Annotated in this window: 25 protein-coding genes; 15 read left to right on the top strand and 10 right to left on the bottom strand. The window is 69.6% G+C overall.

All coding sequences use genetic code 11. The features are described 5' to 3' along the window. Nucleotides 1-10 precede the first annotated feature (10 nt). From F8O03_RS09550 to F8O03_RS09540, 3 genes are read right to left on the bottom strand one after another with little or no spacing between them, the layout of a single operon-like run. The gene (locus tag F8O03_RS09550) at nucleotides 11-283 is read right to left on the bottom strand and encodes a DUF1905 domain-containing protein (RefSeq protein ID WP_151423681.1); all 273 of its coding nucleotides are present in this window, start codon (nucleotides 281-283) and stop codon (nucleotides 11-13) included. Between the two features lie 23 nt (nucleotides 284-306). Then, nucleotides 307-906 carry an NAD(P)H-dependent oxidoreductase gene (locus F8O03_RS09545; protein ID WP_151423680.1) on the bottom strand — a complete coding sequence of 200 codons (600 nt, stop codon included), beginning with the start codon at nucleotides 904-906 and terminating at the stop codon, nucleotides 307-309. A 35-nt stretch (nucleotides 907-941) separates the two neighbouring features. Then, on the bottom strand, nucleotides 942-1,940 hold the full coding sequence (locus F8O03_RS09540) for a helix-turn-helix transcriptional regulator (RefSeq protein ID WP_151423679.1): 999 nt from the start codon (nucleotides 1,938-1,940) through the stop codon (nucleotides 942-944). A gap of 105 nt (nucleotides 1,941-2,045) precedes the next feature. Between F8O03_RS09540 and F8O03_RS09535 the strand changes: the two genes are divergently transcribed. Next, a complete protein-coding gene (locus tag F8O03_RS09535; RefSeq protein ID WP_151423678.1) occupies nucleotides 2,046-2,507 on the top strand; it encodes a VOC family protein in 462 nt (153 codons plus the stop codon). A gap of 335 nt (nucleotides 2,508-2,842) precedes the next feature. Here the strand turns inward: F8O03_RS09535 and F8O03_RS09530 are convergent, their stop codons facing one another. Further along, nucleotides 2,843-3,508 carry a VOC family protein gene (locus tag F8O03_RS09530; RefSeq protein ID WP_151423677.1) on the bottom strand — a complete coding sequence of 222 codons (666 nt, stop codon included), beginning with the start codon at nucleotides 3,506-3,508 and terminating at the stop codon, nucleotides 2,843-2,845. Continuing rightward, nucleotides 3,505-4,995, bottom strand: coding sequence for an MFS transporter (locus F8O03_RS09525; RefSeq protein WP_151423676.1), 1,491 nt, complete (start codon nucleotides 4,993-4,995; stop codon nucleotides 3,505-3,507). Before F8O03_RS09525 ends, F8O03_RS09530 begins: the two co-directional genes overlap by 4 nt. Before the next feature lie 141 nt (nucleotides 4,996-5,136). Here F8O03_RS09525 and F8O03_RS09520 point away from each other — a divergent pair, with 141 nt between their 5' ends. Further along, complete coding sequence (locus F8O03_RS09520) at nucleotides 5,137-6,144, top strand: helix-turn-helix transcriptional regulator (protein WP_151423675.1); 1,008 nt, start codon at nucleotides 5,137-5,139, stop codon at nucleotides 6,142-6,144. Here the strand turns inward: F8O03_RS09520 and F8O03_RS09515 are convergent. Beyond that, entirely contained in the window at nucleotides 6,128-6,553 is a 426-nt protein-coding gene (locus tag F8O03_RS09515; RefSeq protein ID WP_151423674.1) for a hypothetical protein, read from the bottom strand. The two genes, F8O03_RS09520 and F8O03_RS09515, sit on opposite strands and share 17 nt — an antisense overlap. 587 nt (nucleotides 6,554-7,140) lie before the next feature. On the opposite strand from F8O03_RS09515, the gene F8O03_RS09510 reads away from it, so the two are divergent. Further along, nucleotides 7,141-7,533: a GreA/GreB family elongation factor gene (locus F8O03_RS09510; protein ID WP_244296148.1), complete on the top strand. Its 393-nt coding sequence runs from the start codon at nucleotides 7,141-7,143 to the stop codon at nucleotides 7,531-7,533. A gap of 21 nt (nucleotides 7,534-7,554) precedes the next feature. Here F8O03_RS09510 and F8O03_RS09505 read toward each other — a convergent pair whose 3' ends face one another. Beyond that, complete coding sequence (locus tag F8O03_RS09505) at nucleotides 7,555-8,454, bottom strand: NAD(P)-dependent oxidoreductase (RefSeq protein WP_151423672.1); 900 nt, start codon at nucleotides 8,452-8,454, stop codon at nucleotides 7,555-7,557. A 97-nt stretch (nucleotides 8,455-8,551) separates the two neighbouring features. On the opposite strand from F8O03_RS09505, the gene F8O03_RS09500 reads away from it, so the two are divergent. The 7 genes from F8O03_RS09500 to F8O03_RS09470 all read left to right on the top strand — a co-directional run bounded on the left by F8O03_RS09500 (nucleotide 8,552) and on the right by F8O03_RS09470 (nucleotide 15,289). Beyond that, nucleotides 8,552-9,610, top strand: coding sequence for a D-2-hydroxyacid dehydrogenase (locus F8O03_RS09500; protein ID WP_151423671.1), 1,059 nt, complete (start codon nucleotides 8,552-8,554; stop codon nucleotides 9,608-9,610). 64 nt (nucleotides 9,611-9,674) lie between these two features. Further along, nucleotides 9,675-10,487, top strand: a complete 813-nt coding sequence (locus tag F8O03_RS09495) for an IclR family transcriptional regulator (RefSeq protein ID WP_244296146.1) — start codon at nucleotides 9,675-9,677, stop codon at nucleotides 10,485-10,487. 139 nt (nucleotides 10,488-10,626) lie between these two features. After that, complete coding sequence (locus F8O03_RS09490) at nucleotides 10,627-12,057, top strand: MFS transporter (RefSeq protein ID WP_151423670.1); 1,431 nt, start codon at nucleotides 10,627-10,629, stop codon at nucleotides 12,055-12,057. After that, nucleotides 12,054-12,851 carry an SDR family oxidoreductase gene (locus F8O03_RS09485; protein WP_151423669.1) on the top strand — a complete coding sequence of 266 codons (798 nt, stop codon included), beginning with the start codon at nucleotides 12,054-12,056 and terminating at the stop codon, nucleotides 12,849-12,851. The genes F8O03_RS09490 and F8O03_RS09485 overlap by 4 nt, the downstream gene beginning before the upstream one ends. Next, nucleotides 12,851-13,588, top strand: a complete 738-nt coding sequence (locus tag F8O03_RS09480; protein ID WP_151423668.1) for a fumarylacetoacetate hydrolase family protein — start codon at nucleotides 12,851-12,853, stop codon at nucleotides 13,586-13,588. Before F8O03_RS09485 ends, F8O03_RS09480 begins: the two co-directional genes overlap by 1 nt. A gap of 34 nt (nucleotides 13,589-13,622) precedes the next feature. Next, nucleotides 13,623-14,699 carry an L-idonate 5-dehydrogenase gene (locus F8O03_RS09475; RefSeq protein ID WP_244296144.1) on the top strand — a complete coding sequence of 359 codons (1,077 nt, stop codon included), beginning with the start codon at nucleotides 13,623-13,625 and terminating at the stop codon, nucleotides 14,697-14,699. Continuing rightward, nucleotides 14,696-15,289: a gluconokinase gene (locus tag F8O03_RS09470; protein WP_244296142.1), complete on the top strand. Its 594-nt coding sequence runs from the start codon at nucleotides 14,696-14,698 to the stop codon at nucleotides 15,287-15,289. The genes F8O03_RS09475 and F8O03_RS09470 overlap by 4 nt, the downstream gene beginning before the upstream one ends. Here the strand turns inward: F8O03_RS09470 and F8O03_RS09465 are convergent. Beyond that, entirely contained in the window at nucleotides 15,286-16,173 is an 888-nt protein-coding gene (locus F8O03_RS09465) for a LysR family transcriptional regulator (RefSeq protein WP_151423666.1), read from the bottom strand. The two genes, F8O03_RS09470 and F8O03_RS09465, sit on opposite strands and share 4 nt — an antisense overlap. A 70-nt stretch (nucleotides 16,174-16,243) precedes the next feature. Here F8O03_RS09465 and F8O03_RS09460 point away from each other — a divergent pair, with 70 nt between their 5' ends. The 4 genes from F8O03_RS09460 to F8O03_RS09445 all read left to right on the top strand — a co-directional run bounded on the left by F8O03_RS09460 (nucleotide 16,244) and on the right by F8O03_RS09445 (nucleotide 19,999). Further along, on the top strand, nucleotides 16,244-17,215 hold the full coding sequence (locus F8O03_RS09460; protein ID WP_151423665.1) for a DMT family transporter: 972 nt from the start codon (nucleotides 16,244-16,246) through the stop codon (nucleotides 17,213-17,215). A 103-nt stretch (nucleotides 17,216-17,318) separates the two neighbouring features. Beyond that, nucleotides 17,319-18,485 (top strand): LLM class flavin-dependent oxidoreductase, encoded by a 1,167-nt coding sequence (locus F8O03_RS09455; protein ID WP_151423664.1) that lies wholly within the window; start codon nucleotides 17,319-17,321, stop codon nucleotides 18,483-18,485. A gap of 99 nt (nucleotides 18,486-18,584) precedes the next feature. Continuing rightward, on the top strand, nucleotides 18,585-19,262 hold the full coding sequence (locus F8O03_RS09450) for a CE1759 family FMN reductase (protein WP_151423663.1): 678 nt from the start codon (nucleotides 18,585-18,587) through the stop codon (nucleotides 19,260-19,262). A 170-nt stretch (nucleotides 19,263-19,432) separates the two neighbouring features. After that, nucleotides 19,433-19,999, top strand: a complete 567-nt coding sequence (locus tag F8O03_RS09445; protein WP_151423662.1) for a hypothetical protein — start codon at nucleotides 19,433-19,435, stop codon at nucleotides 19,997-19,999. A 128-nt stretch (nucleotides 20,000-20,127) separates the two neighbouring features. On the opposite strand, the gene F8O03_RS09440 is transcribed toward F8O03_RS09445, so the two are convergent. After that, on the bottom strand, nucleotides 20,128-21,447 hold the full coding sequence (locus F8O03_RS09440) for an aspartate aminotransferase family protein (protein WP_151423661.1): 1,320 nt from the start codon (nucleotides 21,445-21,447) through the stop codon (nucleotides 20,128-20,130). A 108-nt stretch (nucleotides 21,448-21,555) separates the two neighbouring features. Here F8O03_RS09440 and F8O03_RS09435 point away from each other — a divergent pair, with 108 nt between their 5' ends. Beyond that, nucleotides 21,556-23,199 (top strand): helix-turn-helix domain-containing protein, encoded by a 1,644-nt coding sequence (locus tag F8O03_RS09435; RefSeq protein WP_167516534.1) that lies wholly within the window; start codon nucleotides 21,556-21,558, stop codon nucleotides 23,197-23,199. Between the two features lie 47 nt (nucleotides 23,200-23,246). Here the strand turns inward: F8O03_RS09435 and F8O03_RS09430 are convergent, their stop codons facing one another. Beyond that, nucleotides 23,247-23,726 (bottom strand): hypothetical protein, encoded by a 480-nt coding sequence (locus F8O03_RS09430; RefSeq protein WP_151423659.1) that lies wholly within the window; start codon nucleotides 23,724-23,726, stop codon nucleotides 23,247-23,249. Between the last annotated feature and the right edge of the window lie 296 nt (nucleotides 23,727-24,022).

Raw genomic sequence — 24,022 nt, 5'->3', positions numbered from 1 at the left:
ACCCCAGCCGTCAGGCGTCCAAGCGCCCGATCACCACGTCGACGCTGTCACCGACGTCCTTCTTGAGCTTCTTCCGCAGCGCCGCGCTGACCGAGATGAAGTGGTCGCCCTGGCCCGTCGGCATGAGCGCGGACGTCACGACGACGCCGTCGACGGTCGTGTCGGCTTTCACCGACTTGCCGGTTCCGAAGAAGTCCTTGGAACCGGGCACCTCGATGACGGACCACGACGGCATCCATTCGGGGTTGACGATTTCACCGGTGAAGACGAGCTTGTCAGTCATGAGGCGAGCGTAGCGGCGTTGCCTCAGTCGCCGCGAGGGGTCGTGACGGCGGCCGCGACCCGTGCGACGGCGGCCTCGAGTCCAGCCTTCGCCGCATCCGGGTCTTCCGACTCGCGGATGAACGCCTTCGCCCCGCGGGGCATGCCGCAGTAGTCGAAGACCCCATGCTCGATCTGCGTGCTGAACGACTCCTCATATCCGTGCCGCGCGAACGACGCCTCCGAGAAGCCGGACACGGGCAGCAGGTGCGCGGTCAGATCTCCCAGCTTCGGCACGACCCGGCCGTTCTCGCCGAGCTCGAACGCCCAACCGGTGATGAAGACGCGGTCGATCCACCCCTTCAGCAGCGCGGGCATCGACCACCAGAAGACGGGGAACACGAGCACCACATCGGTGGCACGGTCGAGGCGAGCCTGCTCCGCGAGCACGTCGGGCCCGGTGATCGAACCGCCCTTGTAGTCGGCCCGGTCGTTTGCCGAGAAGCGCGGGTCGAAACCCTCCTGCGCGAGGTGGGCCACGTCGACCTCGACGCCCTCCGCTTCGAGGCGTTCGCGCAGCTGCTGCGCGGCCGTGTGCGTCAAGGAGTCCAGGTCGGGATGCGCGGTGACGATGAGAGTAGGCACCAGGAGATTCTGCGCGGGAGACCTTGGAGCTACGCTCAGGGAGCACCGCCGGAGGCCGCGGCGAAGCGCGCGGCGAGAGCGGCGGCGGCCTCGGCCAGCTCCGGAGGCCCGACCACCTCGAAGTCGGCGTCGAACCTCGCGATCGACGCCAGCAGCCCGGTCCACGACCACGAGCCCAGACGCACGCGGCAGGATGTCTCGTCCACTTCGGCGACCGTCGCATCCGGCAACCAGCTTGCCGCTTCGAGTGCGGGCACGCGCAGCAGCACGTCGCCCGTGCACGGCCACTCGTTGGCGTGACTCGCGCCCTTGAAACGGGCTTCGAGGAACGTGCGCGCATCGCCGGTCGGCATGCTGCGTTCCTCGAATGGCGCCCCGAGGGGCTCCTTGGGGGTGATGCGGTCGAGGCGGTAGACGCGCCACTCGGCGCGGTCAAGGTCCCACGCGACCAGGTACCAGCGCCCGGCGCGGGCGATGACGGCGTGCGGCTCGACCCGGCGAGGGTCGACCGGCGTGGGGACAGCGGTCGGGGCAGCTGATTCGGCCGGCGCCGCGGTGTAGTCGAACCGGAGAACGAGGCGACCGCGGGTCGCCGTGCTCACGATCTCGAGGACCTCAGGGTCCACGCGCCTCTCGACCATCGCAGCCGTTGACCCAGTGAATTGGATGCCGTCGACCCGGTGCCGCAACCGCGACGGCATGACCTGCCGCACCGTCTGGAGGGCCCGCGCCGCCGCCTCGTCGATGTCGACGCCCAGAGCTGGTGCGCCTCGCAGGGCCACGGCGATCGCAACGGCCTGCTCGTCATCGAACCGCAGCGGTGGCAGCTCAGAGCCCGCAGCCAGGCGGTACCCGCCGGCCGGCCCCTTCCACGCCTCGATCCGGTAGTCGAGCTCCCGCAGCCGGTCGATGTCGCGGCGCACCGTGCGGGGCGTCACGTCGAGGCGGTCGGCGAGCTCCTGCCCAGACCAGTCGCGCCGAGTCTGCAACAGCGACAGCAGCGTCAGGATGCGCGAAGAGGTAGCCGAGGTCATGCGCCCAGTCTTCCAGCAGTAGCGGACCGAACGCGTCCTCTACTGCTGGAAGGCTCACCGCAGCGGCAAGTGCCGCGGTCAGCACACCAAGGAAGCGGGAACCCCATGAGCATCACCACGACAACCCACCTCAACTTCACCGGCGCGGCCCGGGCCGCGCTCGAGTTCTACGCCGAGGTCTTCGGCGGCGAGGTCTCCATCGCCACCTACGCACAGTTCGGGACGCCCGCCGAACTGCCCGGCGCATCCAACGTCGTGTTCGGGCGAGTGGACGCGCCGAACGGCTTCCGCGTCCTCGCCTACGACACCCCGGGCCAGCCAGGGCAGGGGCTCGCCGGCACTGCGGGGGAGACGCGGCGCGAGCAGGGCAGCACTGTCACAAGCGCGTCGTTCTTCCTCGCGGCGAGCGGCGAGAGCCTCGACGAGGTCACGGGCTACTGGGAAGCGCTGTCAGCCGGGGCCACCGTCATCGAACCGCTGGCCGCATCCGCCTGGTCACCCGGTTTCGGGATGCTGCGCGACCGGTTCGGCGTGACCTGGGTGCTGGACGTGGCCGTGGCCGCCTGAGCAGGCACCGGGGCAGGCTCACGGAGACATGTCGCCGTGGGGGACGACCGGGCAGAGTTCCAGTCGCCCGTCAGGGAGGCGCCAGGCGTGCAAGCGCCTGGCACCGGCTGCCTTGAAGCCGATGGAGTAGCGAAAGCATCTCGCGTCGTCCACCGCCCTGACGACGTCGGCCCGCTACACCTTCGCCTGCCCCTGCGGAGCAAGGGCCTGGACCGATCCGGCGAACGCCGCGCCGACGAGGTAGTCACCCAGCGGATGCGCGGCCCGGTCGATCGCGGAGTAATTCTGCAGTCAGCGGAGGTGCACGTGGTGGCGCACCCACTGGGACGCGTGGGCTACTCGGGTTTCCAGGCGCTGTCGTCTCGCCAGGGGGCGAGGTCGACCTCGTTGCCTTCGGGATCGGCGAGCGTCCAGTACTCGGGGGTGGAGGTGTCGTTGATGACCCGCCCCCCGGCGGCGAGGGCCGCTTCCAGGCGCGCATCGACGTGGTCGCGCGGAACGTAGACGTCGACGTGCATCGTGTTCCGCTCGGTGCGGGGCGCGTCGATCTGCTGGAGCCAGACGTTGGGGCCGACGGCGATGGGGTCGGCCAGGTCTTCACCACCTCGCCGTTCGTAGGCGAGGACCGCCTCCCAGAAGGGGAGCACGGCGTCGAGGTCCACCACATCGATCGCGATCTGGATGCTCTGCACCGTGCCCGGGGTGGCTTCGATGCCCAGCCCGCGCGCGATCTCTGAGACATGGGTCGCCAGGGCGATGTCGCGTTCGCTGAGGTCGCCGACGTCGTGACTGATGAGGCGCACCATCACGGACCCGTACCGGAGGTCGACGTCGGGATGGTGGTCTGCGTCGTCGGCAGCCTCGGCGATCGCCGCGACGAATGCGGCGCCCTTGGCGAAGTTCCCGGTCGCGAAGTTCGCGCGGGCGCCGTCGCCGACGACCCGCCAGTCGGCCGTACCGGCAGCCTGGCGAAATTCCTGAGGGGAGACTCGATCGCTCATGACCGCGAGTCTTCCCGATCGACCCGAGATGCGCCTCCGGATATCTCGGGCGTCTTGGGAGAAATCGGTGCGGGTTCCGTTTCCGTCGCCGGGGGCGCTGCATCCGCTCCTGCCGCCTCCGAGTTGGGCGGCGGGGTCTCCGCGTACGACTTCGAGAGCAGCCGGTACTGCGGCGACGCGAATGCGACGAAGACGAGGCCGAGCAGCAGGATGCTCGCGATCAGGAAGACCAGGGCGATGCCACGGGCATCGCCGTCGCCGAGCAGCCACCCGAGCGACTCCTGACCCTCGCGCGTCTCCATGTACGGGATGAGCCAGAACTCGGCGATCGGGCCGATCATGAACGCGCTGATCGGCGTCGATGCCGACTCGACGGTCGCCGCGAAGCCGAACACGCGCCCCTGCTTCTCGAACGGAACCACCCGCTGGATGACGGTCTGCTCGGCAGCCTCGGCGATGGGCATGATCGCCATGAACAGGAACATGCCGACGATGAACAGCCAGCCGTACTCGCGGATCGTGAAGGCCGCGCCCAGAAGGGCCACGCCGATGTTCACGAGCAGCAGGGTGCGGACCGGATTCTTGCCCAGACCGAACTTCGCGACCAGGCCGCCGCCCACGATGAAGCCGATGCTCGTGACGCCGAGCCAGACGCCCCACATCTCGACGGAGAAGAGGGTCAGGCCGTACGGGTCCATGAGCGCCATGAAGACGCCGCCGACGAGGTTGTTGAGCGTCGTGAACAGGATGAGGGCGAGCAGGCCTGGCACGAGCATGACGGCCGGGATGGCGCCGCGGAAGTTGACCTTCGCTGCGCCGGCCGCGGGGTCGTGCGCGATGCCGCGCTCGGGGATCGACACGAAGAGGAGGTGCGCGAACGCCACGGCAGTCGCGACGATGGCGATGAAGACGGTCGGTCCCATGCCCAGGAGTCCGACCGAGAGTCCAGAGAACACGCTCGTGACCATGAAGGCGATGCCCTGCACCGTGCCGACGAGCCCGTTGGCCTTGTCTCGGCGGTCGGCTGGCACGAGCAGCGTGACCGTCGTCGAGAGGGCGATGTTGCGCAGGTTCTCGACCACGCCGCCGACGAGGATGACGCCCGCGAAGAGCCAGAACCAGATGCCATTCCAGTCGACGAGGGTCTCCTCCGGGAAGCTCAGGTAGAGGACTCCCGCGAGCAGGTACGTGATGAGGGTGACCGCACTCGAGATGAGCATGACGGCCTTCTTCTTCATGTGATCGACGATGGCGCCGAAGATCATGCCGAAGACCGCGACGAGCAGCATGTAGCTGCCGCCGATGATGGAGGTGGCGAGCACGGAGCCGGTCTCGAGGTAGGCCCAGAAGGTGAGCGCGAACCACAGGTAGCTCGTCGTGACGTTGGCGATGAGCGTGTTGACGAGCACCTGATAGAAGCTGCGGAGCGTCGCGAGCGTCGGCACGTCCTGGTGCGGGAGAGCGGGCGGGGTCGACTGTTCAGTCATGAGTGTTCCTGGTCTCGTGAATCGGTGATCTCATCATTCACCTGGCCGCCGACATTCGGAAGCGGTTCGGGTGATGGTGCAAGACCGAGGTTTGCAGGCATTGCGGTCAGTTCCTGGCCGCAACGTTCGTACGATGGATTCATGTCCACCGGCTCCCGGATGCTGCAGTTCCTCACCCTCCTTCAGAATCACCGGTTCTGGGCCGGGGACGACCTCGCGGCAAGGCTCGGAGTGAGCCCGCGCACCCTGCGCCGAGACGTTGAGCAGCTTCGCGAGCTGGGCTACCCGGTGGAGACCACGCGCGGTGTCGGCGGCGGGTACCGGCTCAGCGCGGGAGGTTCCCTGCCGCCGCTCATGGTCAGCGATGAGGAGGCGCTCGCGATCGTGCTCGGCCTGAGGGCGGTCACCGCGAGCGGGGTGCTGGGGGTTCAGGATGCGGCCGTGGGGGCGCTCGCGAAGATCGTCCCGGTGCTGCCGATGCACGTGCGCAAGCTCGCCGCGGGAATCGGATCGAGCATCGCCCCGCTCCAGGCTCAAGCAGGTGCCCCGCAGGTCGAGGTGGCCGTGCTCGCGAGCGTGGCGACGGCGTGCAGGGACCGCACGATGCTGGCGTTCGACTACGAGAAGCGCGACGGCGCGTCGTCGACTCGCCTCGTCGAGCCGCACGCGCTCGTCCCGATCGCCAGGCGCTGGTACCTGGTCGCCTTCGACGGCGGCGCCGGTGACTGGCGCACATTCCGGCTCGACCGGATGCGGGGTGTGGACTCGCGGCCGAGGAGCTTCGGGTCGCGCCCCATTCCTGGAGGCGACGCGGACGCGTTCGTGCAGGCGAGCATCCGCAGCCGGCCATCCCGGTACGAGGCGGTGGTCCGGGTGGAAGTGCCGGTGGATCGGGCCCGGGCTGAGGTGGGGCAGTGGGGAGACGTCAGCGAGCTCGACGGTGGTTGGAGCGAAGTGCGCATGCGCACCGACGAGCTCGACTACGTCGTCTACCTGCTGGCGCGGCTCGACGCTCCCTGCGAGGTCGCGGGCCCGCCTGAGCTCGTCGACCGGCTCAGCGATTGGCACCGACGGCTCTCGCGGGCCGTCGGCCCCGGCGGCAGCGCAGATCGGGCCCCGCAGGAAGACGGGATCACAGGTAGTCGTTGATCGCGGCCTGCGCGATCGAACCGTGCTCGACCTCGTCCCAGCTCAGCGCCGTCGCGACGTCAGAGGCGGGCGCCTGCACGATCCGGTCGTGGAGGCGCTCGGCGAGCATCGTGGGGTCGACGGCGTCCGTGACGGCGAGGAAGGTGACGACGACGTAGTCGCCGTGCTCGCGAGCAACCTGCTCGTGGATGCGGTGAGCGGCCTGGTCAGCGCATCGGAGGACGAGTCGGGAGGGAAGCGCATGGTTGTCCAAGACGACGATCAGGTGGTGGAGCTTCGGGAGTCGCGACGACAGCTCGATCGCCGTCTCGATCGCCGAGTCCAGCCTCCACGCGAGCTGACGTCGCGTCTGCGCGGCGGATGCGTCGACGCCGATCACCGCGGCGGCCGGATGCTTATCGAAAAGCACGGAACTCGGTGCCGAGTATCCGGCGGGGCAATACGTCGCCGAGAATGCGGAAAAGCACGGCAGGGCGTCGCCGAGGAGAAAGAGGCGTATTTCCTGGCGGCGAGGTTCGCGTGGGATCGCCGCGGAATTCGCGGTCGCCTCGGGCGAGGTCATTGCGTGACTCCTTGTCCCCAGCTGTGGCGCTTCTCAATGTATTGCTCGACGACTCCGGCGAGCTCTGGCCGTCACCTCGGCTCGAACTCTGGCGCGGCCGACCGCGGAGTGGTGCGGACGCAGTCGTCCCGAGACTGCGTCCGCCCAGCAGGCTAGCTCTTCCGCTTGAACGGGTCGGTGGCCTGGGTCTTCTCGCGCTTCTGCGCCCGGCGTTCCTTCAGGGTGAGCTGCGGTGCTTTCTTCGCGCTTTCCCTGGATTTTCTCTCTGCCATCGAAATACTCGCTTCCCTTTTCTTCAGCTGGCGGTATCCGGATGACCATAGCCCATTTCCGGGAAGATATCTCGGGCCGTCACCAATCGTTTGCGCCGACGCTTTCTGGGCTAGGCTTGGGGTTTTATCCGCGCCGCCAAGCGGCATCACATGGAGGACGTCGTGGAAAAGATCTGGATGACGCCGACGGCATTGCAGCGACTTCAGGATGAGCTCGCCGAATTGACGCGCGGAGGCGCCCAGTCGTCGGCGCGAGCCCGCGAGCTGCGTGGACTCGTCGAGCACGCCGAGGTCGCGTCGAAGCCCGACGACGGCCGAGTCGAGCCGGGCATGCAGGTGAGCGTGCGCTTCGAGAGCACCGGTCGGGAGGCGACGTTCCTGCTCGGCAGTCGAGCGCTCGCCGGGCTGGATCCCACGGTCGAGGTCGATGTCTACTCAGCCGACTCGCCTCTGGGCAGGGCGCTCGTCGGCAACACCGTCGGCAGTACCGTGACCTTCACGCCCCCGGCGGGGCGGCAGCGCGTGACCGTCCTCGCGGCGGTGCCGTTCGCCTGAGCTCGACGGGCGTGAGAGCCCTCACCGGTCGGCGACGAACCGCCTCGTGACGGCGATGTCCCGGTCGCCGAGGCCAGCATCCACGAGCTCGTCGAAGGCGGCCCGGAGGGTTGGGAGAAGCACGGGGTTCGTGCCGGTGGCCGACGCCACGTCGGCGGCGAAGGTGAGGTCCTTGACCATGTACTTCGCGACGCCGGAGGGGGAGTCGTCGCCAGAGACGAGCTTCTCCCGCCTGCTCTCGAGCAGGTTCGAGCCGGCGTAGCCGCCGCCCAGCAGGTCCCAGAGCACGCCGAGGTCGATGCCGCTACGTTCGGCGAGGACGCTCGCCTCGCCGAGGGCCAGGATCGTGGACGAGACGATCATCTGGTTGCAGGCTTTCGCGACCTCGCCCGCGCCGAGCGGGCCGAGGTGCACGGGGCGACCGCAGGCGCGCAGGATGCTCGCGGCCGTGGCGACGTCGTCGTCCGGGCCGCCGAGCATGATGGAGAGGGTGCCGGCCTTCGCGCCGTCCTCCCCGCCGGAAACCGGGGAGTCGATAACGCGCACGCGGCCGTCGGTCTCCGCGGCGAGGCGGTCGGCCAGCTCGCGGAGCCCGGTCGGCGACACGGTCGATCCGACCATGATGAGCAGCTCGCCGGTACCGGCGAGGAGCCCGTCTTCGCCGCCGAGCACGGCCTCGAGCTCTGGCAGGTCGGGCAGCATGACGAGGACCGCGTCGCTGGCGGCGGCCAGCTCGCGCGGTGTCTGGTGCCAGGTGGCCCCGGCGGAGACGAGGTCGGCCGCTCGCTCGGGGCGTCGGCCGGTCAGGTGCAGCGTGCCGTGCGCAGAGAGCAGGTGGCCCGCCATCGGCAGGCCCATGGCGCCGAGGCCGAGGACGCCGACGCCGACGCCGAAGCGAGGGGAGTGAGCAGCAGTGGTCATGAGCACACCCTAGCCCGGAGAACATTGTGTAGGACAGTGTTCACAGTGTTGAATCAGCGTAAGCTCTCCCTGTCGCCACCGAATCGAAGAGGATCCTATGACTGACAGCCCCCAGACATTGCGCGCGGTCGTCGCCGTCGACCTGAGCGAAGAGCTGTGCCAGCTCGTCGAGCGTCTCGAGCCCCGCCTCGAGGTCGTGCGCGACCACTCCTTCTACCGCCCGATGCGCGGGCCCGCCGACTGGTCCGGCGACCCGAGCGTCACGCGCACCCCCGAGCAGCAGGCGGCATTCGATGAGCTCGTCGACTCGGCGGATGTCCTGTTCGGGCTTCCCGATATCGACCCCGCCTCCCTTGCGCGCACCGTCGCCGCGAACCCGCGACTCCGCTGGGTGCACGCGACTGCCGCCGGCGGCGGCGGGCAGGTGAAGGCCGCCGGTCTCGACCAGGATGCACTCGAGCGCATCGTCTTCACGACGAGCGCCGGCGTCCACGGAGGAACCCTCGCGGAGTTCGCGCTCTTCGGCGTCCTCGCCGGGGCGAAGGACCTCCCCCGCCTCCAGCAGCAGCAGGCGGCCAAGCAGTGGACCGACCGCTGGGAGATGCGCCAGCTCGACGAGATGACCGTGCTCATCGTCGGGCTCGGCGGCATCGGGAAGGCGGCCGCGGCGAAGTTCTCGGCGCTCGGCGCAACCGTGCTCGGCACGACGCGCAGCGGCGAGGCCGTCGAGGGCGTCGACCGGCTCGTGCCCATCGATGAGCTGGCCTCCGCCGTGTCCGAAGCTGACGCGATCGTCGTCACCCTCCCCGGCACCGACGCCACGACCGGTCTGCTCAGCGCGGAGGTGCTCGCGAACGTGAAGCCAGGCGTCATCGTCTCGAACGTGGGTCGTGGCACGGTCATCGACGAGTCCGCGCTGCTCGAGGCGCTCGATGACGGCAGAGTCGGCTTCGCCGCGCTCGACGTCTTCGAGGTCGAGCCGTTGCCGGCCGAGAGTCCGCTGTGGTCGCATCCGAACGTGCTCGTCAGCCCGCACACGGCCGCTCTCTCGAGCGCCGAGGAGCCGCGCATCGCGAAGCTCTTCGCCGAGAACGCGCGCAGGCTCCTCGACGGCGAGCCGCTCAAGAACGTTGTCGATATCGTCGAGTTCTACTGATTCCACGGCCGGTGCTCGTCGCAGCGTGACGAGCACCGGACGTTTCGACACGAGGGGCGGCGCCGTGCCAGACGCAACGGATGCATCACCGAAGACCGGCGCGCAGGACGCACCGGAGCGCGACCTGGCGCCCGCGGTCACGCGCTCGCTGCGCATCCTGACGCTGCTCGCCGAGGCGGACGGTGCGCCCATGACGCTCAGCGATATCGCGAGAGCCCTCGGCATCGCGAAGTCCTCGACGGCGAACCTCGTGACCGTGCTCGAGGAGGGGCGGATGCTGCAGCGCGTGCCGCAGGGGTACCAGCTCGGCAGGCGCACGGCCGAGCTCGGCGGAGCCTACGCGCAGCAGTTCAACCAGATCCGCGAGTTCTTCGGGGTGTGCGACGCTTCTCTTGTGCTGCGCAGCGAGCTGGTGCAGGTGGTCATGCTCGACGGGCCTGACACGGTCTACCTCGCCCGGCACGAGGGGCGGCGACGCTATCAGCTGGGCACGCCGCTCGGGTCGCGCCTGCCAGCGGCTCTCACCGCGTCCGGCCGGGCATTGCTCATGCGCCTGGACGACGAGGAGGTTGTCGACCTCGTGGGCGCATCCGCACCCTTCCCGAAGCTGACGCCGCAGAGCATCGGCACGACGCGGGAGCTGCTCGACTGTCTCGCGGTCGCGCGTGAGCGCGGCTACTCGATCGACGCGAACGGCTCCGTCGGCGGGGTGACGGGGGTCGCGGTCCCGCTCGCGTCCTGGTCGCCGAGCGATCCTCCGTTCGCGCTCGGGGCCGCGCTGCCGACGGAGCTCGCGAGTGAAGAGCACGTCGCGAGGGTCGGCGAGGCGCTCATCGAGGCCGCCAAGGAGCTCACGAACCCGCTCGCCGGGAGGTAGTTCCCCAGGTCTCGCGAAACCGTCGCGTTCAAAGTGTTGAACGTCGTCCAGTGGAGTGTTAGCTTGGGGTGAGAAGCATGCACCACCGGACGCCTCGGTCACCCACGCCGCGGCAACCGCACATCAAAGGAGATGTTCCGTGACTGAGACACCCCGGCCCCCCGTGCCGTCCGACGACCCGGAGTACGCCGACAACCTGCGCCGAGCCACGCTGGCCTCCAGCATCGGCTCCGCCCTCGAGTACTTCGACTTCGCGCTCTACGGGCTCATGACAGCGCTCGTCTTCAACAAGCTGTTCTTTGACCAGAGCGACCCGGCCGTCGCCGTCATCGGCGCCTTCGCGATCTACGGCGTCGGCTTCGTCGCCCGCCCGTTCGGAGGGCTCTTCTTCGGCACCATGGGCGACCGCCTCGGCCGCAAGGGCGTGCTCGTCATCACGATCCTCCTCATGGGCGGCGCCTCAACCGCCATCGGCCTCCTCCCCACCTACGAGACCATCGGCCTCTGGGCTCCAGCGCTGCTCGTGCTGCTTCGCCTGGCGCAGGGCTTCGGCGCCGGCGCCGAGCAGGCCGGCGCCACCGTGCTCATGGCTGAATACGCTCCAGTCAAGCGCCGCGGCTTCTTCTCCGCGCTGCCCTTCGTGGGCATCCAGGCCGGCACACTCCTCGCCGCTGTCGTCTTCAGCCTCCTGACCCTCATGCCGGACGAGGCCTTCCTCGCGTGGGGCTGGCGCGTGCCGTTCCTCGCGTCATTCCTGCTCATCCTCGTCGCGCTCTTCATCCGCATGCGCCTCCGCGAGACGCCGACGTTCGTCGAGCTCGAGAAGAGCGACCAGGTCTCCGACCGCCCCATCCGCGAGATCTTCACGCGCGGCATGCCAGGCGTCATCACCGGCATCGGCCTCCGCATGGCCGAGAACGGCGGCTCGTACATCTTCCAGAACGTGTCGCTCGCGTTCGTGGCAGGCACCTTCATCGCGAACCCCGTCGACCGTGGCGTCGCAACGTGGGGTGTCACGATCGGCTCGCTCATCGGCATCTTCTCGGTGCCGCTCAGCGGCCACCTCTCCGACAAGTTCGGCCGCCGCGCCGTCTACCGCTTCGGAGCGGTGTTCATGCTGCTCTTCGCCTTCCCAGCCTGGTGGATGCTCTCGCTCGGCAACGGGCCGCTCACGATCGCCGTCATCGCAGTCGGCATCGGCGTCGCCGTCAACTCGATGCTCGGACCGCAGTGCGCCATGCTCCCCGAACTGTTCGGCAACAAGCACCGCTACCTCGGTGTCGCGATGGCACGAGAGATCTCTGCAGTGCTCGCTGGCGGCCTCGCGGGTGTGCTCGGCACCTGGCTGCTCACGCTCACCGGCGGCAACTGGGTGGTCATGGGCCTCTACCTCGCGACGCTCGCCGCCATCACCACTGCAGCGACGTTCCTCGTCCCAGAGACGAAGGGGCGCGACCTGCTCCGCAAGGAGGACGCCATCCGCGTCTCCACCGACGAAGAGGACACCGGTTTGATCGATCTGCAGGATGTCTACGAGGCCGCGCCCGTTGCGGCCGGGGGCGGGCGATGAGCCTGCCGGTTGGGCTCAAGAGCTTCGACCTCACGGGGCGGACGGCCCTCGTCACAGGGTCGAGCCAGGGCATCGGCCGGGCGCTCGCGGGCGGTCTCGCCGCGGCTGGCGCGCGGGTGGTGGTGCACGGACGCGACCGCGCGAAGGCCGAGCGCACCGCCGCATCCATCGCCGAGACCCTCGGCCTCGCGGGCACGGCGTCCGAGCCGATCGTCTCGACCTTCGACGTGACCGACGCGGCGGCGGTGGATGCGGGCATCAGCGAACTCGAGGCGAGCATCGGCACGGTCGACATCCTCGTCAACAACGCGGGCATCCAGCGTCGCGCGCCGATCGCGGAGTTCGCCGACGCCGACTGGCACGAGCTGCTCGCCACGAACCTCACAAGCGCGTTCCTCCTCTCACGGCGAGTGGCTCGAGGCATGCAGGCTCGAGGCTCAGGCAAGATCGTGAACATCGGGAGCGTGCAGTCGCAGATCGCCCGCCCCTCCATAGCGCCGTACAGCGCGACGAAGGGCGCCATCGTGATGCTCACGAAGGGGCTCTGCGCCGACCTCGCCCCGTCGGGGATCACGGTGAACGCGCTCGCACCGGGCTACTTCGCCACCGAGCTCACCAAGGCCCTCGTCGACGACGCCGAGTTCTCGGCCTGGGTCGCGCAGCGCACCCCGGCCGGGCGTTGGGGTCACGTGGATGAGCTTGTCGGTACGCTCGTGTTCCTCTCCAGTGACGCTTCGGCGTTCGTGAACGGCCAGACGATCTATGTCGATGGCGGAATGACGGCGGTTGTGTGATGCGAATCTCCAGGATCCAGACCAGTGACGGAACGGTCACGCACGCGTTCGCCGAGGGTGACTCGTGGGTGCCGTGCGGTGACCCCTACGAGGCGTTCGCGCACGGGGAGGAGCCCACGCGGCAGGGCGAGCCGATCGCCGACGCGACGCTGCTCGCACCTGCTGAGCCGCGCATCGTCGTCGGCATCGCGCAGAACGGGCCGGAGCATCCCTCACCCGTGCAGGCCTGGCTGAAGAGCCCCCGCACGGTCGTGCCGAGCGGCACCCCCGTCGAGCTGCGCCGCAACGTCGGCAAGGTCGTCATCGAGGGGGAGGTGTGCGTCGTGATCGGGCGCGACGCGCTCGACGTGCCCGTCGAGGACGCGCACACCGTCATCCTCGGCCTCACCGCGGTCAACGACATCTCCAACCCCGAGCGCGGCAGCGTCGACCCGCGCAACTTCGAGGGCAAGGGCGGCGTCGGCTACACGCCGCTCGGACCGTGGATCGAGACGAGCGCCGACCTTGCGGGCGCCGAGCTCGAGGTCCGCATCAACGGCGAGCGCACGGTGCTCACCGGCAGTCACGAGCTGCCCGCCGGTGTTGCCGAGTGCGTCGCCTACGTCACGAGCTGGGTGCCACTCGGCCCCGGCGACATCATCATGACGGGCGCCCCGAAGTCGGCGTTCCCCGCCGAGCCGGGCGACCTCGTCGAGATCACCGTCGCGGGCGTGCCCCTCGTCACCCCGTGCGTGTGAACCAGGCGCGCCCCGACACCAAGGGAGGGTGCTCGTGACCCAGGAGAACCTCGCAGTCGTCGCCCACGGCAAGGGCGACCTGCGGCTCGACGCGCTGCCCGAGCCCACGCCGGCCGCTGACGAGGCGGTACTCGCGATCGCCTACGGCGGCGTCTGCGGATCCGACCTGCACTACTGGATGCACGGGGCTGCCGGCGAGTCCATCCTCCGCGACCCGCTGGTCCTCGGCCACGAGATCGTCGGCACCGTCCTCCTCGCCGCCGCCGACGGCAGCGGCCCCTCCGTCGGACAGCGCGTGGCGGTCCACCCGGCCACGCCCGGCGACGACGGAGAGACGCCCTTCCCGGACGATCGACCGAACCTCTCGCCCGCCGGCACCTACCTCGGCTCGGCCGCGCGCATCCCGCACACGCAGGGGGCCTTCGCCCGCCGCGTCGCCCTCCCGTCGCGGATGCTGCGCGTCCTGCCAGAGGGCCTCGACCTCAAGCTGGCGTCGCTCGCCGAGCCGGCCGCGGTCGCGTGGCACGGCGTCGGGCAGGCCGGCGACGTCCGCGGCAAACGGGTGCTGGTCATCGGCGCCGGCCCCATCGGGGCGCTCGTGGTCGCCGTGCTGAAGCACCACGGCGCGGGCGAGATCATCGCGAGCGACCTCCACGAGCTGCCGCTCGCCGTCGCGACCGAGCTCGGAGCCAGCCGCGTCATCGACGCGCGCGATCCCGACGCGATCGCCGGAGTGCACGCCGACGTCGTCATCGAATCGTCCGGCACCGTGCCAGGACTCGCGAGCGCCATCCGCGGCGCCGGTCGCGGGGGGCGGGTCGTGATGCTCGGCCTGCAGCGCAGCGGCGAGGTGCCGGCGCTCCTCTCCCTCGCGATCACCCGAGAGCTGACCCTGGTCGGCTCCTTCCGCTTCGCCGACGAGATCGACGCCGTCATCGAAGCGCTCGCCGACCGATCGCTCGTCGTGGATGCCGTGCTCACCCACGAGTTCCCCGTCGAGCAGGCACTCGACGCGTTCGCCGTCGCCGGCGACGCCTCCCGATCTTCGAAGGTGCTGCTCTCCTTCGACCCCGAGGACCATGGATCACCAGAGGAAAGGGGCGCCTCGTGAGCTCAGACCAGGCCGAACGGCGGGCGCGCGCGACCGCAGCCGGGCATCCCGCCCTCACCCACCCGCCCATGATCGTCATGGGCGTGCAGGGCACGGGCAAGACGACGATCGGCTCAGCGCTGGCGGAGCGGCTCGGCGTGACCTTCATCGACAGCGACGACCTGCACCCGATCGCCAACAAGGCGAAGATGGCGGCCGGGACCCCGCTCGAGGACGAGGACCGAGTGCCGTGGCTCAAGGTCGTCGGTGCGACCATCGCCGCCAACGCGGCGGAGGGGCGCACGACGATCGTCGCGTGCTCGGCACTCAAGCGCTGGTACCGGGAGCTGCTGCGCTCGAGCGTGCCCGAGCTGCAGTTCGTCCACCTCGCCGGCCAGCGAGACCTCGTGGCCTCCCGCCTCGCGACCCGCCAGCACGAGTACATGCCGACGACCCTCCTCGACAGCCAGTTCGAGGTGCTCGAGCCGCTCGCCGCCTGGGAGGCGGGCGTCGTGGTCGACGTCGCGGACACGCCGGCCGAGATCGTGGAGGCGGTCGTCGACTACCTCGCGAGTGCGGAACCCACCGCGTCGGGGACGGTCGGCGGCTAGAGCTCGACCTTCACCGTGCTCGCGAAGTCGGCGCCCGTCGCGTCGACGAGGGCGTCCACCAGCGGATGCCAGGGGCGCGTGCTCGGCCCGGACAGCACCAGCCGCCGCGGCCGGCGGGCCGTCAGCGGGCGCATCACGAGATCGTCCGGGAGCATGCCGCGACCGAGCGACGGGATGACGGCCACGCCCATGCCCTGCTGCACCATGCGGAACATCGTGCTCATCTCCCGCACGCGGTGGGAGAAGACATAGGGCAGCCCGAGCTCGTCGTGCATCCTCTTCACGTGGGTCTCGCATCCTCCCGTCGAGACGATGAGCCCGTCGTCGTCGAGTTCGTCGAGCGGGATGGACTCCTGCTGCGCCAGCGGATGGTCGGCGGGCACGAGGGCCGCGAACTCGTCCGTCGCGACGAGCAGCGCACCGGGCGGGGCGGCGGACGGCTCGACGAGCACCGCGGCGTCGACAAGGCCCGCCTCGAGCCACTCGGGCATCTCGTCGTCGTCTCCCTCGTAGATGGACACGGCGATGTTGGGGAGTCGCGCCGACCACAGGGCCAGCAGGTCGGGCACCAGCCCCTGGCAGACGGTCGCCACGGCACCGAGGCGGACGGTGCCGGTCAGCGTGTCGTCTCTGCGCACGGCGCTCTCCAGAGCCGCGACGGAGGCAAGCGCCGCGCGTGCGTGCTCGATGACGCTGCTGCCGAGCGCCGTGAGGGCGATCCCGCCGTCACGGCGGAGGACGCGCCCGCCCACGGCCCGCTCGAGGCCGGTGACCGAGTGTGAGACCGCAGACTGCCCGACGCCGAGTTCGACAGCAGCCTCGGTGAAGGACGCACGGTCGACGACCGTGACAAGAGCCCGAAGCTGGGCGATGGTGACACTCATGAGAACTCCTCATGTGGGGATGAAGCGAATGCATTTGCCTCATGCTGGGGTCCGGCCAACAATAAGCCCCATGAGTCCTTCCGACAACACCCGCGGCACCGTCGCCGTCTTCGTCGCCCTGTCGCTCGTGTGGGGTGCGAGCTTCCTCTTCATGAAGGTGGGGCTCGAGGGGCTCAGCCCCGCCCAGCTCGTGCTCGGGCGTCTGACGCTGGGGGCCGCGGCACTCGTCGCGATCATGGTCGCCACTCGCCGGCGCTGGCCGAGGGGGCGGGCGATCTGGATGCACATGCTGGTCGTGTCGCTCGCGCTCGCGGTCATCCCCTACTCGCTCTTCGCGTGGGCCGGGCAGTACCTGCCGAGCAGTCTCTCGAGCATCTACAACGCGACGACGCCCATCATGACGCTGCTCCTCATGCCGCTCGTGCTCGCCGGCCAGCGGCTCACGCGCACGCAGATCGTCGGCCTCGGAGTCGGCTTGGGCGGCGTCGTCGTGCTTGCTGCTCCCTGGCGGCTCGTCGGCGTCGATCAGGTTCCCGAACTGCTGCCCGCCCAGCTCGCCTGCCTCGGGGCGACCGCCTCCTACGGTTTCGCGGGCCTCTACCTGCGCCGCTTCCTGAGCGACTCGGGCTACGACACGATCACGCTCTCGACCGTGCAGATCGGCCTGGCCGCGATCATCGTGTGGTTGCTCGCGCCGTTCACCGCACGGGGCGAGGTGTCGCTCGACGTGCCGGTCCTCCTGGCCGTTGCCGGGCTCGGAGTGCTCGGGACCGGCGTCGCCTACATCTGGTACAACCGCATCCTGCACGACTGGGGGCCGGCGCGCGCATCGACCGTGACCTATCTCTCCCCGGTTGTCGGGGTTGTCCTCGGCGTCGTGGTGCTCGGCGAATCGGTGCACTGGAACCAGCCGCTCGGCGGGCTCATCGTGGTGCTCGGCGTGCTCGCCAGCCAGGGTCGCGTGCCCGGGATGCGCGGGAGAAGTGTGGTCGGGGTGCCTGCTGACGGTGCGCTGCCGGCGGTTTCGAAGACGCGGGAATAGTTCCGCCCGCGCTACGTTGTATGCATATGCATGGAGTTGGGACTCAGGATCCTTCCCCTTCCGGACCGACCAGCACCATGCATTCACAACGAAAGGGCTGATCATGCAGTTCGGAATCTTCTCCGTCAGCGACATCACACGCAACCCGGTCACCGGCGAGACGCCGAGCGAGGCCGAGCGCATCGACGCGATCGTCAAGATCGCCCAGAAGACCGAAGAAGTCGGCCTCGACGTCTTCGCCATCGGCGAGCACCACAACCCGCCCTTCTTCTCCTCATCACCCGCCGTGCTCCTCTCGCACATCGCCGCCCTCACGAAGACGCTCCGCGTCTCCACCTCCACGACGCTCATCACGACCAACGACCCCGTGCGCATCGCCGAGGAATACGCGATGCTGCAGCACCTCTCCAAGGGGCGCATGGACCTCATGCTCGGCCGCGGCAACACCGCCCCCGTCTACCCGTGGTTCGGCAAGGACATCCGTTCCGGCCTGCCCCTGGCCCTCGAGAACTACAACCTGCTCCACCGCCTCTGGCGCGAAGACGTCGTCGACTGGGAAGGCAAGTTCCGCACACCCCTGCAGGGGTTCACCTCGACGCCCCGCCCCCTCGACGACGTGGCGCCCTTCGTCTGGCACGGCTCCATCCGCACACCGGAGATCGCCGAGCAGGCCGCGTTCTACGGCGACGGGTTCTTCGCGAACAACATCTTCTGGCCGAAGGAGCACTACATGCGCCTCATCGACTTCTACCGCCAGCGCTACGAGCACTACGGCCACGGCAAGGCGTCGCAGGCGATCGTCGGCCTCGGCGGGCAGGCGTTCATCGCCAAGAACTCGCAGGACGCGAAGGACCAGTTCCGCCCCTACTTCAACGAAGCCCCCGTCTACGGCCACGGCCCGCGCATGGAGGACTTCATGCAGCAGACCCCGCTCTCCGTCGGCAGCCCGCAGGAGGTCATCGACAAGACCCTGACCTTCCGCGAGTACTTCGGCGACTACCAGCGCCAGCTGTTCCTCATGGACCACGCCGGCCTGCCCCTCGGCATGGTGCTCGACCAGCTCGAGCTGCTCGGTGCCGAAGTCGTGCCCGTGCTGCGTCGCGAACTCGAAGCGCTCCGCCCCGCCGAGGTGCCGGACGCCCCCACCCACGAGTCGCTCGTCCTCGCCAAGTACGGAGACGCCGCCCCGCGTCAGCCGCGCCCCAACGAGAACCGCGGCGACAACGTCACGGGCTCCTCGCCCTACCAGGACACCGCACTCGTCGCCTAGCTGCTGCCGTCGAGCGGATGCGCGGGGCCGGCCCCATCAGCCCCGCGCATCCGCCCGCCCCAGCACCCACTTGACTCGAACTCGTTCGGAAGGACTCTCATGACCAACGCACAAGGCGCCTACCGGCTCGTCGTCGTCAACGCGGGTATCAGCGACCCGTCGTCGACGAAGCTCCTCGCCGACCGCATCGAGCGCGGCGTCGCGAAGCTCGCATCCACCCGCGGGCGCGACATCGCATCGACGCACATCGATCTGCGGATGCTCCTCCCCGAGCTCCCAGCCGCCCTCGGCTCGCAGAGCTTCGGCCCCCAGTTCGAGCGCGCCATCAGCGCGCTCCGCGACGCCGACGGCATCATCGCCGCCGCCCCCGTCTACAAGGCCGGGCCCAGTGGGCTCTTCACCTCGTTCTTCCAGACGCTCGACAACGACCTCCTCATCGCGAAGCCGGTCGTCCTCGCCGCCACGGCGGGCACCGCACGCCACGCGCTGGTCGTCGACGAGCAGATGCGGTCCATGTTCGCCTACCTGCGCACCATGACCGTGCCGACGTCGCTGTTCGCCTCCACCGAGGACTGGCAGGACACGGGCCTCGGGTCCCGCATCGAGCGCGCATCCGTCGAACTGCTCGCCCTCATGGAAGCCGGCGTCGAGCAGACGATCCGTGGTGACAACTGGGGCGGCTACCAGCACGAGCTCGGCAGCGCGGGCGGAACTGAGCTGGGCATCGAGCTCAACTCCGACCTCATGCGTATGGCCGCCGGCGGCGGCGCAAGCTAGCCCCACTCGACTCGGGATGGCAACGTCACCTCGTTGCGGGAAAGTTCCCGCAACGAGGTGACTTCGCCATCCCGAATCGGCGCCTGCGCGGTCAGTGGATGCACAGCGGATGCAGCGCCGACCGGCCGGCGCGGAGGGTCTGGTCAGGTGCACTCGCGAGACTGCTCCTCATGACTTCCCAGAGCAAGGCCTTCGGCAAGCGCGCGATCCTCTCGACCGGACAGGGGCTGCTGACCGCCGCCTACTACGCCACCCCCGACTTCATCCCCTCGAAGGCTGCCCGCGGTGTCCTGAAGACCGCGATCACGCTCGGCGTGACCGGGCTGGCGGTTCTCGAGTACCGCGACGCGAAGCAGACACCCCTCGCGGACTCGGATCTGCTCGTGCAGCCGGCAGCGCAGGCACCCGGTGAGCTCATCGGTGGTCCGCGCGAAGAGAACGACGTGCCGCACCCAGCCGAAGGATCTCGTGATGAGGACAGCACCGGCTCGAAGGAGAACAGCTTCTCCGCGTTCTGGCTCTCTCTCACGCCCGCCAGGCGGGCAGCCCTCAGCGCCCTCGGCGTCGCCGGTGCGCTCGCGACCGTCGCCGGAATCGCGGCCGCCGAGCGTGGGATCTACCAGTTCGGCGAGCGCCGCGCCGAACGAGGAGTGACTGCCGCGCACACCAAGACCGGGCTTGCAATCGGCGGCATCACGACGCTCCTCGCGCTCATCCCAGCGCCCAAGGACAAGTAGCGCGGATCCCGCGGCCGACGCGCGCGAACCTCTTGCCGACGCGAGTTTCCGGAAGGCTTCCGTGCACGCAGATGGCTTGCAACGCATCCGCGTGCGCGGAAGGCACCCGAAACGCACGCGGTTGCTGCCTAGAAGCCGCCGAGCACCTCGTCGATGATCGCGACGCCGCGGCGTGCATCCGCGTCGGCGACGACGGCGGGTGGGACGACGTGGATGCGGTTGTCTGCGATGAATGGCAGGAGTCCGCGGGCGACGAGCTGCGACTTGATGGTGGCCATGTCGGCGGCGGCCAGCGGCGCGCGAGTGACTGGGTCGCTCACGAGCTCGATCGCCCAGAAGACGCCCTTGCCGCGCACTTCCCCGACGACGTCGTGGCGCGCGGCGAGTTCGCGCAGCGCTGGGCCGATGACGTCCCGGCCGAGGCGGGCCGCATTCTCGACGATGCCCTCCTCAGCCATGGTCTCGAGCGTCGCGACGATCGACGCGGCGGCGAGCGGGTGCCCGGAGTAGGTGAGGCCGCCGGGGAAGACGTCATCGTCGAAGCGCGCAGCGATCTCCTCGGAGATGACGACGCCGCCGACGGGGACGTATCCGGAGTTGACGCCCTTCGCGAAGGTGATGAGGTCCGGGCGCACATCGAACGCGTCGAATGCGAACCACTCGCCGGTCCGGCCGAAGCCGGCCATGACCTCGTCGAGGATGAGCATCATGCCGTAGCGGTCGGCGATCTCGCGGACACCCGCCAGGTAGCCGGGCGGCGGCAGGAGGACGCCAGCAGTGCCTGGGATGCTCTCGATCAGGATCGCGGCGACCGAGGCGGGCCCCTCGGCCTGGATGACGCGTTCGAGGTGGTGGAGGGCGCGCTCGCTCTCCTGCTCGGGCGTCTCAGCCCAGAACTCCGAGCGGTACAGGTACGGCCCGAAGGCGTGCACGTGCCCGGTCGCATACTCGTTGGGGATGCGTCGCCAGTCGCCGGTCGCGACGATCGCCGCACCCGTGTTGCCGTGGTAGCTGCGGTAGAGGGAGACGACCTTGTCGCGTCCCGTGGAGAGGCGGGCCAAGCGGATCGCGTTCTCGATGGCATCCGCTCCACCGTTGGTGAAGAACACCTTCGAGAAGCCTTCCGGGGCGTGCGACAGGATGAGCTCCGCGGCCCTTGCCCTGGTCTCGTTGGCGTGCGCGGGGGCGATCGTGATGAGCTGCGCGGCCTGCTCCTGGATGGCGGCGATGACCTTCGGGTGCTGGTAGCCGATGGTGACGTTCACGAGCTGACTCGAGAAGTCGAGGTATTCGTTGCCGTCGTGATCCCAGAGCGTGGCGCCCTCGCCCCGGGCGATGGGGAGCGGGGAGATCTTGCCCTGCGCCGACCATGAGTGGAACACGGACGCGAGGTCGCGGTCACGAACGTCGGTGTTGCTGGCGGCACGGCTCACGGTTGGGGCGGTCATGCGTCAACTCTGCGGCCGCGGATGCGTCGAGCAGGTGAACAAATCGGTGAGAATGGGTGGCATGACTCGACAAAACCGTCAGACTCGCCCGGCAGGGCGGGGGCTGTCATGAGTGTCTCGCTGCGTGAGCTCGTCGAGGAGACGGAGTTCAAGCTGCGGGTGCTGCACGCTGCAGACGACAGTGCCCTGGAGCGCGCGGTCGTCTGGGCGCACAGCTCTGACCTGGTCGACCCCACTCCGTGGCTCGAGGCTGGACAGCTCCTCCTGACCGACGGAATGCAGTTCGCCGTGCCGGAAGCCCCCGAGATGGCCGAGGCCCCGGGGCCTGGCGCCGCGGTGGATGCACCCGCCGCGGGGTCGCGTTCACCAGTCTCGCGTTCACCCGTGTCGGCGACTGCCACCGTGCGGTTCCAGTCGCTCGCGAGCGAGGGCGTCTTCGATGCCTACGTGGCGAGGCTGCGGGCAGCCGACGTCGCTGCGCTCGGCTTCGCGACGGAGGTCATCCACGCGGAGGTGCCCGCCGACCTCGTCTCCGCGTGCAGGCGTCACGGCCTGACGCTGGTTGAGGTGACCGAGCGGACCCCGTTCATCGGCATCATCCGCTACCTCGCCGACCAGCGAGCCCTGGAGCAGCGGGCTCGTCTCGAGTGGTCCCTGCAGGCGCAGCGAAAGCTCGCGCGGGCGGCGCTCAGGCCGGGCGGGCTCGGCGCGATTCTTGTCGAGCTCGAGCGGCAGCTCGAGAGCTGGGTCGCGCTCTACGACTCGACCGGGCTGCGTGTGGATGCGCCGACGCGCATCCGCGTGCCCGAGAGCGAGGCGCCTGAGGTCGAGCGGATGGTGCAGAGCCTCCTCGCTCGCGGCGGTCGCTCGGGCGCGCGTCTGCACGGCGATGGCGGCGACGTGACCCTGCAGACGGTCGGCCAGCACGGCCAGCTGCGCGGGGTGCTCGCCGTCGGCGGTCGAGCGCCGCTCGACCTCGCCGGCAACGATCTCGTGGCGAGCGCCATAGGCCACGCATCGATTGCGCTCGAGCAGAACAGGGAACTGGATGCGGCACGCGGGCACCTCCGCGTCGGCCTGCTCGAGCTGCTGCTCGCCGGCGAGATGGAGGTGGCGAGACGCACCGCGGAGACGGTCTGGGGTGAGCTGCCTGCGGCTCCCGTCCGCGTCGTGCAGGCGAGGGGTGGGGAACCCGGCCAGGCGCTGCTGGACCGACTCGAGCGACTGGCCGGGTCTGGCAGCGAACCGCTGTTCTTCGCGGCGAGGGAGCAGGAGCTCATCGCGATCGTGCCCGCTGGCGGCGGGGCGACCCTCGTCGAGGCCCTCGCCGACGCTGGCTTCTCGGCCGGAGCATCCGCGCCGGGCGACTGGGCCGAGCTGCCCCGGCTGCTCGCGGAGGCGCGGAAGGCGGCGGAACGCAGCACCCCGAGCAGACCCTCGGTGTGGTTCGAGGACCTCGCGACAACCGGCATGCTCGGTGCGCTCGAGGCCGCCGACGGCCGAGTCACGGCACGCCGCGTGCTGCAGCCCCTGCTCGAACACGGCGAGCAGGGCCGTCTCCTCCTGGACACGCTCGCCGCGTGGACCGAGGGGAACTGTGCGTGGGACCCGGTCGCGAAGTCGCTTGGCATCCACCGGCACACGCTGCGCAGCCGCGTCACGGCCGCAGAGCAGCTGCTCGGCATCGACCTGCAGACCTTCGCCGGGCGCGCCGAGGTGTGGTCGGCGATGCGGCTCCTCGACGAGGCCTGAGGTGCGGCTGCTGTGACGTGATTCGGCCGGCGGCCTGTGGCGCGCCGTCAGCGCTCGTCGCGGAGCTTCGCCGCGAGCTGCCGCATGCTGAGGGCGCGCTTCTGCCAGAAGGCCCACATCCCGAACCACACGAACGGGGTCAGGAGGCCGGCGCCCATCTTCAGCTGATCGCGGTAGAGGGTGCGGCCGCCGGGCAGCGGTGAGACGACCATCCGGTGCTCGAACGTGGTCATGACGGCCATGAGTCCCGACTCCGGGTGCCCGCGGTCGCGGAGCTCGTGCATCCCGCTTCCCAGATCACGGTACTGGCCGTCGACGACCTGCGTGCCGAGCGGAACCACGCCGAGCAGGCGGATCTCGACGCGGTGCGGGCTGTCGGGTGACCAGCGCTCGGGGAAGCCGCCAGGTTCGAGCGAGCGCACCTCGGCGAGGGGCCCCGCAACTGCGCGGAAGGCTTCCGGGCGCTGAAGTGCGTCGGCGAGCAGTTCGGTTGGGCAGTCGAGCTCGAGTTTCAGGAGGATGCGCACGGGCACATCCTCGCCTGCCCGCCTCGGAAGTCGCCTTGGCTCAGGCCGGGGTGCGCGAGCCCGCGTCGCAGACCTCGGGCTTGCGCATCCGGAATGCTGGAAACGGATGCACAACCCCGAGGTCTGTCCGGGCCCGTCGTGCGAGGGGCCCAGTCGTGCTGGGCTGTTCAGTCGTTCTCGGGGAAGCCGAGGTTGATGCCGCCGTGCTTGGCGGGGTCGAGCCAGCGGCTGGTGACGGCTTTCTCGCGGGTGTAGAAGTGGAAGCCCTGGAGGCCGTAGGCCTTGCTGTCGCCGAA

Origin of the sequence: Pseudoclavibacter terrae, from assembly GCF_008831075.1 — a bacterium.
GTDB lineage: Bacteria > Actinomycetota > Actinomycetes > Actinomycetales > Microbacteriaceae > Pseudoclavibacter > Pseudoclavibacter terrae.
The sequence above is the reverse complement of the archived record's forward strand: the minus strand, read 5'-3'. Positions and strand labels throughout refer to the sequence as shown.